The sequence below is a fragment of the Galbibacter mesophilus genome (assembly GCF_023721415.1).
Lineage (GTDB): Bacteria > Bacteroidota > Bacteroidia > Flavobacteriales > Flavobacteriaceae > Galbibacter > Galbibacter mesophilus.
In genome coordinates this window covers 198,840-211,580 of the sequence record NZ_JAMQVC010000001.1, presented here as the reverse complement: position 1 = coordinate 211,580, position 12,741 = coordinate 198,840, and the positions used below count along the sequence as shown (strand labels likewise).

9 protein-coding genes and 1 riboswitch are annotated in these 12,741 nt (G+C 38.3%); of the genes, 7 read left to right on the top strand and 2 right to left on the bottom strand.

Features of this window, described 5'->3' with window-relative positions; translation table 11 throughout:
• Window positions 1-65: 65 nt before the first annotated feature.
• Window positions 66-806: an electron transfer flavoprotein subunit beta/FixA family protein gene (locus tag NDQ75_RS00860; RefSeq protein WP_202028881.1), complete on the bottom strand. Its 741-nt coding sequence runs from the start codon at window positions 804-806 to the stop codon at window positions 66-68.
• A 176-nt stretch (window positions 807-982) separates the two neighbouring features.
• Between NDQ75_RS00860 and NDQ75_RS00855 the strand changes: the two genes are divergently transcribed.
• From NDQ75_RS00855 to NDQ75_RS00835, 5 genes are all read left to right on the top strand, one after another.
• A complete protein-coding gene (locus NDQ75_RS00855) occupies window positions 983-1,960 on the top strand; it encodes a pyruvate dehydrogenase complex E1 component subunit beta (protein WP_202028880.1) in 978 nt (325 codons plus the stop codon).
• A gap of 62 nt (window positions 1,961-2,022) precedes the next feature.
• Window positions 2,023-4,515, top strand: a complete 2,493-nt coding sequence (locus NDQ75_RS00850; RefSeq protein WP_202028879.1) for a DUF5686 family protein — start codon at window positions 2,023-2,025, stop codon at window positions 4,513-4,515.
• Between the two features lie 609 nt (window positions 4,516-5,124).
• Window positions 5,125-5,652 (top strand): inorganic diphosphatase, encoded by a 528-nt coding sequence (locus NDQ75_RS00845; RefSeq protein ID WP_202028878.1) that lies wholly within the window; start codon window positions 5,125-5,127, stop codon window positions 5,650-5,652.
• A gap of 289 nt (window positions 5,653-5,941) precedes the next feature.
• Entirely contained in the window at window positions 5,942-8,299 is a 2,358-nt protein-coding gene (locus NDQ75_RS00840; protein WP_202028877.1) for a sodium-translocating pyrophosphatase, read from the top strand.
• A 252-nt stretch (window positions 8,300-8,551) separates the two neighbouring features.
• Entirely contained in the window at window positions 8,552-8,890 is a 339-nt protein-coding gene (locus NDQ75_RS00835; protein WP_251762008.1) for a type II toxin-antitoxin system Phd/YefM family antitoxin, read from the top strand.
• Between the two features lie 37 nt (window positions 8,891-8,927).
• Here the strand turns inward: NDQ75_RS00835 and NDQ75_RS00830 are convergent, their stop codons facing one another.
• Window positions 8,928-9,542: a deoxynucleoside kinase gene (locus NDQ75_RS00830; protein ID WP_202028875.1), complete on the bottom strand. Its 615-nt coding sequence runs from the start codon at window positions 9,540-9,542 to the stop codon at window positions 8,928-8,930.
• A gap of 312 nt (window positions 9,543-9,854) precedes the next feature.
• Here NDQ75_RS00830 and metK point away from each other — a divergent pair, with 312 nt between their 5' ends.
• A complete protein-coding gene (gene metK / locus NDQ75_RS00825; protein ID WP_202028874.1) occupies window positions 9,855-11,111 on the top strand; it encodes a methionine adenosyltransferase in 1,257 nt (418 codons plus the stop codon).
• Between the two features lie 133 nt (window positions 11,112-11,244).
• Window positions 11,245-11,368: riboswitch (SAM riboswitch) on the top strand.
• A 91-nt stretch (window positions 11,369-11,459) separates the two neighbouring features.
• Entirely contained in the window at window positions 11,460-12,740 is a 1,281-nt protein-coding gene (locus NDQ75_RS00820) for an O-acetylhomoserine aminocarboxypropyltransferase/cysteine synthase family protein (RefSeq protein ID WP_202028873.1), read from the top strand.
• Window position 12,741: the final 1 nt, after the last annotated feature.

Here is a 12,741-nt window from a genome sequence, read left to right as displayed (position 1 = left end):
CAATGTAGAGAGCGATTCTAATTTCTATTCAGCTCCCTACCTTTATCTTTTCACTTTATGTTTTGTTATATTACTTTCGCGTCGTTGTGTAATAGATTCACCAATTCATCTAAATTATCAGGTGAAACCATTTTAACGTCTCCTTTAGGTGCTGGTTTTTCAAAAGAAACAGCCTTCGTAGCGTTACCTCCGTCAACAGGTTCTTTTACATCTAAAGATTTTTTACGCGCCATCATAATACCTCTCATGTTAGGTATTTTAAGGTCGCTTTCTTCTACCAATCCTTTTTGTCCGCCTATTACAAGAGGGAAAGAAGTTTTTAAGGTTTCTTTTCCACCATCGATTTCACGGATAGCCGTTGCCGTTTGACCTTCCACTTCTAAACTGATACAGTTATTCACAAAATTTGCATCAATTAAGGTGGCTAGCATACCTGGAACCATTCCGCCGTTATAGTCAATCGATTCTCTTCCTGCAATCACCAAATCAAAATCTTTGGCGATAGCCGCCAATTGTTTGGCAACGAAAAAACCATCAGTAGGTTTTGTATTTATTCTAATAGCCTCGTCTGCACCAATAGCTAATGCTCTTCTAAGGGTAGGCTCTGTATCTGCCTCTCCAACATTAACAACGGTTACACTTGCTCCTTGCTTTTCTTTGAACCACATGGCACGTGTTAAACCAAATTCATCATTCGGATTTATAACAAATTGCACGCCATTTGTATCAAACTTGGTGTCTCCATCAGTAAAGTTTATCTTTGATGTAGTGTCTGGTACGTGGCTTATACACACTAATATCTTCATATTTTAGGTAATTTTTTGTGATTTTACTAAACGTGCTACGAAGATACTGATAATTTCCAAAATATGCTATGCATGCATAATAATTTTTTATTAAAATCTTATTGAGTTAGTTGAGTAAGAATTACTATTTTTGCTAAGCCTAAAAAAACAGACGTTAATAATATCAAATACAATAAATGAAAACAATTCAGTTTAGAGAAGCCGTATGCGAGGCGATGAGCGAAGAGATGCGTAGGGACGAATCGATTTACTTAATGGGTGAAGAGGTAGCCGAATACAACGGTGCGTACAAAGCTTCTAAAGGAATGTTAGACGAATTTGGCCCAGAACGCGTATTGGATACTCCAATTTCTGAGCTTGGTTTTGCCGGGATCGGTGTGGGTTCTGCCATGAATGGTAACCGACCTATTATTGAGTTTATGACTTTTAACTTCGCCTTGGTAGGGATCGACCAGATTATAAACAACGCTGCAAAGATTCGCCAAATGTCTGGCGGACAGTTTAATTGTCCTATTGTATTTCGTGGTCCAACAGCTTCTGCAGGTCAGTTAGGGGCAACCCACTCTCAGGCTTTTGAAAATTGGTTTGCAAACACGCCTGGATTGAAAGTTGTAGTTCCATCAAATCCTTACGATGCGAAAGGCCTTTTAAAAGCAGCTATCCGCGATGACGATCCAGTGATTTTCATGGAGTCGGAGCAAATGTATGGTGATAAAGGTGAGGTGCCAGAAGATGAATACACAATCCCGTTAGGTATTGCTGATATTAAAAGAGAAGGGAAAGATGTAACTATTGTTTCCTTCGGAAAAATTATTAAAGAAGCTTATAAAGCAGCCGATGAACTTGAAAAAGATGGCATCAGTTGTGAAATTATAGATTTAAGAACGGTTAGACCGATGGATCATGAAGCCATTCTAAAATCCGTTAAGAAAACAAATCGATTGGTTATTCTGGAAGAAGCTTGGCCTTTTGGTAACGTTGCTACTGAAATTACGTACCAAGTGCAATCCAAAGCATTCGACTTTTTAGATGCGCCTATCGTAAAAATAAATACAGCAGATACACCTGCACCATATTCTCCTGTTCTTTTGGAGGAATGGTTGCCTAATTATGAAGATGTTATCAAAGCTGTAAAAAAAGTTTTATACAAATAAGAGATTTTTACCGTTATTATAACTTCACTGACTATCTTTAGCCAGTGAAGTTTTTTTGTTTTATGAAGTATTTACTATCCCTAATTTTAATTTTATTCACGTTAATGCTTTCCGCCCAAACCAAAGTAAGTGGTGTGGTGGTGGATGGAGCAGGGATAGAAATTCCTTACGCCAATGTTATGTTCCCTAATTCTACGGAGGGAACCATTACCAATGAGGAAGGACGATTTTACTTAGAATCAGAGAAAAGTTATGATTCCCTAACGGTTTCATTGCTTGGGTTTGCTACGGAAGTTTTAAAACTGGAGAAAAAAGCCAATTACAATCTTAAAGTGGTGCTTAACGAAGGGGAGGAGCTGGATGAAGTTGTTCTTTACGTTGGGAAACAGCCCAAAAAAGGTAATCCGGCGATTGCTATTCTGAAAAAAATATGGGCAAAGAAACGACAAAACGGGATTTACCTTTTTGATCAATATAAATATAACAAATACGAAAAAATAGAATTCGATTTCAATACAGTAGATAGTGCTTTTATGAGTCGAAAAATCTTCAACGGAATGGAATTTATTTTTGATGAAGTAGATACATCCAATATCACAGGAAAAACGTATTTGCCTATTTTTATCAACGAGGCCGTTTCCGAAGTATACGGAGATAACAAGCTTAATGAGAAAATTGAAAAACTGCGCGGGAATCAAAACTCTGGCTTCAGCAACAATCAGAGTATTATTTCCTTTGTTAAAGATCTGTATGCCGATTATAATATTTATAACAATTACATAAAACTCTTCAATAAAAGTTTTGTGAGTCCGCTTTCCAAAACGGGCGTGGATGTTTATAATTATGTGCTTTCAGACAGTGCTTTTATAGACAATAAATGGTGTTATAATATTGTGTATTATCCTCGACGCAAAAATGAAATGACCTTTAAAGGTGATTTTTGGGTGAACGACACCACTTTTGCGGTAAAGGATATTAATATGCAGGTTTCTAAGAGTGCCAACATTAATTGGGTGAAAGAACTGTATATTGAGCAGGAGTTTGAAGTATTGAGCGATTCGGTTTTTCTGCTGAAAAGGGATTATTTATTGAGTGACTTTAGCCTTCGGAAAAAAGAAGAATCCCGTGGACTTTATGGAAAACGCACCACGGTTTACAATAATTACGTTTTTGATGAAGAGAAGCCAAAGAGTTTTTACACCAAACGTGTAGATCCTTACAATGAGGTGGTTTACAATCGTGATAGTACTTTTTGGAATCAGAACAGATTGGAAAGTTTAAATGATGACGAGCGTGGGGTGTACAAAATGCTGGACACTTTAAAAACGGTGCCCAAGTTTAAGCGCCTAACCGATTTGGCGACTATTTTGGTTTCTGGATATGTGGAATTTCCAAGTATTAATTTTGACTACGGACCTATTTATTCCACTTTTGGATATAACGAAGCAGAAGGAATACGTCTTCGTACAGGGGGAAGAACCTATTCAGGGCCTAATGATCCTTGGCGAATTGAAGGGTACACTGCTTACGGATTTAAAGACAAAAAGTTTAAATACGGTATTTCTGCGAAGTGGTTGCTGGATAGAAAAAATAGATTGATAATTTCTGGAGGGACCCGAAGGGATATTGAGCAATTGGGAACCAGTTTAACGTCTTCTTCAGATGTTTTAGGTCGTAGTTTTGCTTCGTCTGCTATTTTCACTGCAGGCGCCAACAACACCCTTACGGATATAAACTTGACAACATTCGGGGTGCAATACGAGCCTATGAAGAATTTTGTGCTTCGTACAGAAACCAATTTTAGAACATTGCGCTCAGCGTTGCCAGATGATTTCAACTTAGATTACGTTGATCCGGAAGCTCCAGGCGGAATTTCTAGCGAAACAAAACAGTTTGATATTAATGTTTCCATCGATTTTACGCCTGGACGTAAAACAACGGGCTATGGTGTGGAAAGAAATAACGTTAGCAGTAATTTTCCTCGATTGTATTTAGTGTACACTGCCGGACTAGAAGGCTTTTTGGAAAGTGATTTCAACTACGAAAAATTACAGTTTTATTATCGTCAACCGTTCCAGTTGGGGGGATTGGGACGCACTATTACCACAATAGAAACAGGAAAAACATTCGGAGCCGTTCCTTTAGGTTTGTTGAGTCCCATTCCTGGAAACCAAACCTATTTCTCCATTTTTAATACGTTTCCTAACTTAAATTTCTACGAATTTGTAACCGATACTTATGTTTCTGGACAGATTGAACACAATTTCAACGGACGTCTCTTCTCGAAAATTCCGTTTTTAAAGAAATTGGATTTACGTGAAATTGTGGGCTTGCGCGGAGTTTGGGGTGAAATTTCCGATGAAAATATAGCGCTTAGTGCGCCTGCGGGAGCTATGTTAAGGGCGCCTTCCGAAAATGTTTATTACGAATATTCATTTGGGGTTGCCAACATTTTTAAACTGTTGCGTATCGACTTTAACTTCCGAGGAAATTATCTCGATATCCCCGATGCAAGACCGTTCTCCATTACTGGGAATTTAGAGTTTGTTTTTTAGGTTTTTTTGTTGAGTTAAGGAGGTAAAGAGTTAAGTAGGGAAGGAGTTGAAAAGGCAATTAGTTATTGGTTAATTATGAATTTAGTTAATTGAAAGGATTGAGGATGAAAATTTTCCGACATTCAGCAATCACCCAGCTTCCAGCATTCAATATTTAGGTTGAAAATTATACGTAGCCATTATTTTGTAGTTTATTTCACTTCCTTCATCAAAAAATACTATTCCCGCGCCGCGGGGAGGGTGATTTGCTTGCGGGAAAGGTGATTGCCTACGCGGGGAGGGTAAATTAGGGCGCGGGAAAGGCTGATGAAGATGAGGGAAGGGTCACCGGGACGAAGGAAGCGTTCCTCAGCTTGCGGGAAGTCTCATTTATATTCAAGGAAATAGGTTTTATCCGCTACCGCACGATTATATCGTGTGGACTTGAAGGATTGGGTAGGTGTAAGCTATCCAGTCTTCTAACACCCAGCCTCCAACCACTTTAACCATAACTTAATCTTTCTTTCGTTGCTTTTAATGCAGTATTTCACTACTTTTGCACTCCATTTTAAAGAAGTAATAAACAAATTCAGAAGTTCATTAGCGCTGGATTTACAATTCAATAAATAAATGAGTTCAGATCAAATAGAGTCTTTCGATGTGCTTATCGAAATCCCAAAGGGGAGCAGAAACAAATACGAGTACGATTTTAAATTAAAGAAAATCCGTTACGATCGTATGATTTTTTCATCTATGATGTACCCAGCAGATTACGGTTTCGTGCCAGAAACGTTGGCGTTGGACGGCGATCCGTTGGATGTTTTGGTATTGGTTACCGAGCCTACCTTCCCAGGTTGTGTTATGGAAGTGAAGCCAATTGGTGTTTTCCATATGGAAGACGAGAAAGGACCTGATGAGAAAGTAATTTGTGTTCCTGTTTCCGATCCTATTTGGAACCGTGTAAGGGATTTAAGCGAATTAAATCCGCACTTAATTAAAGAGATTGAACACTTTTTCCAAGTGTACAAAGATTTAGAAAAGAAAAAGGTTTCCATCGGTGGATGGGGTAATTTGCAGGAAGCTAAAGAAATTGTAGCTGCATGTATCAACCGTTTCCAAGATAGTGATGTTCCAAGAGAAGAAGTGAGTATCGACTAACTTTTTTAAATACATAAAATATTTCAAAAGCAGTAACCTAAAAGTTGCTGCTTTTTTTATTCTATTGATTTGCTTACATTTATAAAGATTAATAATTAACCGACGCATCAATATGAAATATTATCCGCCTATTCTTCACATTAAAATGATTCAATTAGCAATTTCTTGTAAATGAATCACCGCCTTTTTTTGAAAACACCCCACACTAAGATAGAGTAATTACTAACACGCCAGGATGATGGTTTTTGGGTGTCCCATCTAACTGCTTAAAAGAAATAAATATAAACAGATGAAATCTAATATTATTTACATTCCAATTTTAATGGCCATCCTTGGCCTTATTTTTATGGGTATAAAAGCTGCTTGGGTAAAACGCCAACCCGCTGGGAACGAACGCATGCAATCTATTTCCAAAAGTATTAAAGAAGGAGCACTTGCTTTTCTAAACGCGGAATACCGACTGCTATTCATTTTTGTTATTATTGCCTCTATTGCACTCTTCGGAATATCGGTCTTGGTGGAAACTACCAGTTGGATGATTGTTCCTGCTTTTATCATTGGGGCTGTTTTTTCTGCTCTCGCAGGAAATATCGGTATGCGCATCGCTACGGAAGCCAATGCAAGAACTACCGAAGCTGCCAAAACCAGTTTGCCGCAAGCTTTAAAAGTGTCTTTTGGTGGTGGAACGGTAATGGGGCTTGGTGTTGCTGGATTAGCAGTACTAGGATTGAGTCTATTCTTTTTGGTTTTTACTGGACAATTTCTGGGAACTTCCAGTTCTTTTTATGATGATATGACCATTGTTTTAGAAGCCTTAGCAGGTTTTTCGCTTGGAGCGGAATCCATAGCTTTATTTGCTAGAGTTGGGGGCGGAATTTACACAAAAGCCGCCGATGTGGGTGCCGATTTGGTTGGAAAAGTAGAGGCAGGTATTCCGGAGGATGACCCTAGAAACCCCGCAACCATTGCAGATAACGTTGGTGATAATGTAGGTGATGTAGCTGGAATGGGTGCTGATTTATTCGGGTCTTATGTCGCAACGGTTCTTGCCGCCATGGTGCTGGGAAATTATGTTATTCGGGATATGAGTATCGATGCTCCTTTCGCGGATGATTTCAATAATATGGGTCCGATTCTCTTACCTTTGGTGATTGCTGGAATTGGTATTCTGGCCTCCATTATTGGAACATTTCTAGTAAAGATTTCTTCGAATGATGCCAAAGAGCCCCAAGTACAGAAAGCGCTGGATATGGGAAATTGGATTGCGATTATTTTAACCTTAATAGCCAGTTATTTTTTAATTGATTATATGCTTCCGGAGGTTATGAACATGAAATTCTTCGGAAATGATTACACCGTAGCCATTCCTTCCATAAACGTATTTTGGTCGGCTTGTATTGGTTTGGCAGTGGGTGCGCTTATCTCCTATGTTACTTCTTTTTATACCAGTTTGGGTAAAAAACCGGTCTTGGATATCGTTCAAAACAGTTCTACTGGTGCGGCAACAAATATTATTGCTGGACTCGCAGTAGGGATGAAATCCACTTTTTGGTCGGTTCTATTATTTGCTGCGGCTATTTATGGGTCTTATGAATTGGCTGGTTTCTACGGGGTAGCATTGGCAGCTTCTGCTATGATGGCGACTACAGCTATGCAATTGGCCATTGATGCTTTTGGTCCTATTGCTGATAATGCAGGTGGGGTTGCAGAGATGAGTGAATTGGAGCCTGAAGTTAGGGAGCGTACTGATATTTTGGATTCCGTAGGAAATACCACCGCGGCAGTTGGTAAAGGTTTTGCCATTGCTTCTGCAGCTTTAACAGCCTTGGCTTTATTTGCGGCCTATGTAACTTTTACGGGAATTGATGGAATTAATATTTTTAAAGCAGACGTGTTGGCTGCACTCTTTGTGGGTGGAATGATTCCAGTAGTTTTTTCAGCATTAGCTATGAAGTCAGTTGGTAAAGCGGCGATGGAGATGGTCCAAGAAGTGCGTAGACAGTTTAGGGAGATTCCAGGGATACTAGAAGGTACTGCAAAACCTGAATATGGTAAATGTGTGGAGATTTCTACCAATGCCGCACTTAGGGAAATGTTATTGCCAGGACTATTAACAATCATTACTCCAATTGTAATCGGACTCATATTTGGTCCAGAGCCTCTTGGAGGTTATATGGCCGGTGTTTGTGTGTCTGGAGTTATGTGGGCAATTTTCCAAAATAATGCCGGAGGTGCTTGGGATAATGCTAAAAAGTCTTTTGAGGCAGGAGTGGAAATTAACGGGGAAATGACCTTCAAAGGTTCAGATGCTCATAAAGCTGCCGTTACGGGCGATACCGTAGGAGATCCTTTTAAAGACACTTCAGGACCATCAATGAATATTCTTATTAAATTAACCTGTTTGGTTGGCTTGGTGATAGCACCAATTCTCGGCGGGCATACTTCTGAAGCCATGGTGGCCAATTCAAAAGAAATCATTCAGAAGGAAATTACTATAAAATCGAATGCGGAAAAGTATGAATCGGCAAAAGCGGTTATAACCACTTCAAAAATGGTAAATGGAGAAATGGTGAAAGAGGAAGTTGTGATTGAAGGAACACCTGCAGAGATTGAAGCACAAGTAAAAGAAATGAAGAAGGAAGAATAAATCGGGTGTTAAAATCGATGTAAATAATTGTAAATCAAAATAATATAATTAAATTTACAGGTAAACTGTTGCTTGTGTTTAGAGTAGGGCGCAAGTAACTTGGGGTAGTTTTGAGAAGCTAAAAACGTTATCTTAACGTTTTTAGCTTCTTTTATATCTGCCAATGCTTTCGCTGTTATAATCCCGACCTTCAGCGTCGGGATCTGTTCTTTCTGTGCTCGAATTTCAAAAACCTTGGTTTATCGAAATGCGTTGATTTTAATAATCCTTATCATTAGTTTTTATTTTCCAGCTTCAAATAGTACCTATTTCCATAATTTTGATTATGTTACCCTTATGGAAGTAGTAAAGATGAAAGATTTTAAACTGAATTTAAAGTATTGGTTCGATAAAGTAATCAACGATGCAGATGAAGTCGCGATAAAATGCAAAGGAGCCAAAGATTTGGTCATAATTTCTTTGGATGAATATAATTCATTTAAAGAGACTATTCATTTGTTAACAGGAAAGAATAGGGATATTCTTTTGAATTCCATCAAAGAATTAGAAGCTGGAGATAGGGTTGAAAATGATTTTAAGAATTTTGATTGAAATAATTCATTTTCAGCTTAGAATGATCATGAGGTAACTAAAACAACCCGTATATTTCGGCATCTATTTTATTAATTATTTCTCCAAGGTCTTCGGGGTTGTCTACAAAATTATATTTATCTACATCAATAATTAAAAGTTTTCCTTTATCATAACCTTGTATAAAAGCTTCATAACGTTCATTCAATCGACTTAAATAATCAATGGAAATAGAGTTTTCGTATTCGCGTCCTCTTTTGTGAATTTGATTCACTAAGTTGGGAATAGAGCTTCTCAAATAAATTAATAGATCCGGCGATTGTACCAAGCTTTCCATCAAGGTGAAAAGGGAAGAATAGTTCTTAAAATCTCTGTTTGTCATTAATCCCATGGAGTGCAAGTTGGGCGCAAAAATATAGGCATCTTCATAAATAGTTCTATCCTGAATGATTTTCTTACCGCTTTCCCGGATTTCCAAAATCTGTCGGAACCTACTGTTCAAGAAGTAAATCTGAAGATTAAAACTCCATCGTTCCATTTGGTTGTAAAAATCATCCAAGTAAGGATTGTCCACAACGTCCTCAAAATGAGGCTCCCATTTAAAATGTTTGGATAGAAGTCTGGTTAAGGTCGTTTTTCCGGCGCCAATATTGCCTGCAATTGCAACGTGCATGGGTTTGTTTGTTTTATTGATATAGTAACTTTGGTAAAGATACAAGATATCGTGGTTTGACGAAAAATAATTTGGGGTCAACACAGGAAATCTATCCAGTTGCTAGGAAAATGGATATCATAGTAATTTTCGTGTTAAAAAAATGTGTTAAAGATTTTTCAGTTACAATCTTATCATTACATTTGTACCAGAATTTTGAGGAAAGATTTGACTGATTGCCACCTCGTAAAAAAAGAGCTAAAGCAGTGAAGAACTCCTTTAGACGTGCCTGTCAAAATTCTTTTTCTCCTTTACATATAGAATTTAAAATTTATGGCATATTTATTTACATCAGAGTCGGTTAGTGAAGGACATCCTGATAAAATAGCAGATCAAATTAGCGACGCGCTTTTAGATAATTTTTTAGCATTCGATCCTGAAAGTAAGGTGGCTTGCGAAACGTTGGTTACCACAGGACAAGTAGTACTGGCAGGAGAAGTAAAAAGTGCTACTTACCTTGATGTTCAGTCTTTGGCTCGCGAGGTAATCAACAAAATTGGTTACACCAAAGGTGCATATCAATTCAGTGGGGATTCCTGTGGTGTTATTTCGTTAATCCATGAGCAATCACAAGACATCAATCAAGGGGTAGACCGTGCTTCCAAAGAAGAACAAGGGGCAGGAGATCAAGGGATGATGTTTGGCTATGCAACCAACGAAACCGAAAACTACATGCCTTTGGCGTTAGATATTTCCCATAAAATTTTAATGGAGTTGGCTAATCTTCGGAAGGAAGAAAAGGAGATTACCTACTTAAGACCTGATGCAAAAGCGCAAGTAACCATAGAATATTCTGATGAAAACGTGCCACAGCGTATTGATACCATCGTAATTTCTACGCAACACGATCCTTTTGATGCTGATGATGAAAAGATGTTGGCTAAAATCAAAAAGGATATCTTGGAAATTTTAATGCCGAGGGTTATAGCACAATTACCGGAATATGTTCAAACGCTCTTCAGTGAAGATATAAAATACCATATCAACCCAACCGGAAAGTTTGTAATTGGGGGGCCTCACGGAGATAGCGGATTAACAGGAAGAAAAATTATAGTTGATACTTATGGTGGAAAAGGAGCACACGGAGGTGGTGCTTTTAGCGGAAAAGACCCGAGTAAAGTAGACCGAAGTGCGGCTTATGCGGCAAGGCACATAGCCAAAAACCTAGTAGCGGCTGGTGTTGCCGATGAGGTTCTAGTGCAAGTGAGTTACGCCATTGGAGTGGTGGAGCCTACTTCTATTTTTGTAAATACTTACGGAAGTGCGAATGTTGACTTAAAAGATGGAGAAATTGCCAAAAAAGTAGCGGAACTTTTCGACATGCGTCCTTTTGCTATTGAAGAGCGATTGAAGCTTAGAAATCCAATTTATTTGGAGTCGGCTGCTTACGGACATATGGGGAAACAACCGCAAACGGTAACAAAGGTTTTCGAATCACCTTACAACGGTAGAATTGAAAGGGAAGTTGAGTTGTTTACGTGGGAGAAATTGGATTTTGTAGATAAAGTAAAAGAAACTTTTGGTTTATAGCCAAATTTCCAATGTATCCTTTGGAAAATCAAATATATTTTCTGAATCTTTGGAGTTCGATGTTTTAGGAGTTTCCTAATAAATATTTAAGTAAAAATACCCACTCGATGGGAAGTTCATAAATAAATTGTTAATGTTATCAAGAAAGGCGGAGGGAATAGACCTGTTGATGCCTTAGCAACCCTTTACCCTGAATTTGTTTCGGGGCTACAAGAAGGTGCTACATTCTACCACATTTTAATGTGGATAGATAACAAGAATTTTATTCTTACACGTTTACGTTTTTCTTGTTAACATTTTTTTGGTCGAGCTATTTGTTCGGCAAGAATTAATTAAAAAATAAAAGAAATGGGTAAACAAGAATTTTCAACAAACGCATTACATGCTGGTCACGATGTGAAAAGTAATGGAGGTACAAGAGCAGTGCCCATCTACCAAACATCATCATATGTTTTTAATAATGCAGACCATGCCGCCAATCTATTTAATTTATCTGAGCCAGGTTTTATCTACACGCGCCTAAATAACCCAACCAACGATGTTTTGGAGCAGCGCCTAGCCGCTTTAGATGGAGGGATTGCAGCGGTAGTGACCGCTTCTGGTACTTCAGCAATTTCAACAGCGCTTTTAACACTATTGAAATCAGGAGATCATATCGTAGCTTCCAGTAGCTTGTATGGCGGAACGTATAACTTATTGAGTAATACATTGCCTAGGCTGGGAATCACAACCACATTTGTAGATCCAGACGAAGCAGGCAATTTTCAAGCAGCAGTTCAAGATAATACACGCGCAATTTTTATAGAGTCGTTAGGAAATCCAAAACTTGATGTGTTGGATATTAAAGCAATTGCTTCGGAAGCGAAGAAAGCAGAAGTTCCGTTAATTGTTGATAATACGGTAGCTACTTCATATTTGGTAAAACCAATTGAGCATGGAGCAAATATTGTTATTCATTCTTTAACCAAATACATCTGCGGAAATGGAACTTCATTGGGAGGCGTTATTGTAGATGCAGGTACATTTAATTGGGGCAATGGTAAGTTTCCGGAATTTACCGAGCCTTCGCCAAGTTATCACGGATTGGTATATCACGAAGTGCTTAAAGAAGCTGCTTTCATTGCTAAAGTTAGAATTGAAGGTTTACGCGATTTCGGTGCGGCACTTAGTCCGCTGAATGCATTTCAGATTTTACAAGGTTTGGAAACGCTTCCTATCAGAATAAAAAAACATAGTGAAAATGCTTTGGAACTTGCCAAGTGGTTACAGGATCAACCAGAAGTGGCATGGGTAAAATATCCAGGGCTGGAAGGCAATCAATATAAAAAATTAGCTGATGAATACTTGCCGGAAGGACAAAGCGGTTTGGTTACATTTGGTGTTCATGGAGGCTATGAATCGGCTAAAATAGTAGCGGATACTACCGAGATATTTTCCCTGTTGGCCAATATTGGCGATACCAAATCATTGATTATCCATCCAGCAAGTACAACCCATCAACAATTAAATGACGAATCTCAATTGGCTACAGGAGTTACAAAAGATTTAATACGGCTTTCAGTAGGCCTTGAAGCAATTGAAGACCTTAAAGCAGACCTAAAAAAGGCCTTTGAAAAAATTAAAAAATAAA

Excerpts from the sequence above, each read along its gene's own strand:
- NDQ75_RS00860 (WP_202028881.1), bottom strand. The coding sequence starts at position 806 with ATGAAGATATTAGTGTGTATAAGCCACGTACCAGACACTACATCAAAG.
- NDQ75_RS00855 (WP_202028880.1), top strand. The coding sequence starts at position 983 with ATGAAAACAATTCAGTTTAGAGAAGCCGTATGCGAGGCGATGAGCGAA.
- NDQ75_RS00850 (WP_202028879.1), top strand. The coding sequence starts at position 2,023 with ATGAAGTATTTACTATCCCTAATTTTAATTTTATTCACGTTAATGCTT.
- NDQ75_RS00845 (WP_202028878.1), top strand. The coding sequence starts at position 5,125 with ATGAGTTCAGATCAAATAGAGTCTTTCGATGTGCTTATCGAAATCCCA.
- NDQ75_RS00840 (WP_202028877.1), top strand. The coding sequence starts at position 5,942 with ATGAAATCTAATATTATTTACATTCCAATTTTAATGGCCATCCTTGGC.
- NDQ75_RS00830 (WP_202028875.1), bottom strand. The coding sequence starts at position 9,542 with ATGCACGTTGCAATTGCAGGCAATATTGGCGCCGGAAAAACGACCTTA.
- metK (WP_202028874.1), top strand. The coding sequence starts at position 9,855 with ATGGCATATTTATTTACATCAGAGTCGGTTAGTGAAGGACATCCTGAT.
- NDQ75_RS00820 (WP_202028873.1), top strand. The coding sequence starts at position 11,460 with ATGGGTAAACAAGAATTTTCAACAAACGCATTACATGCTGGTCACGAT.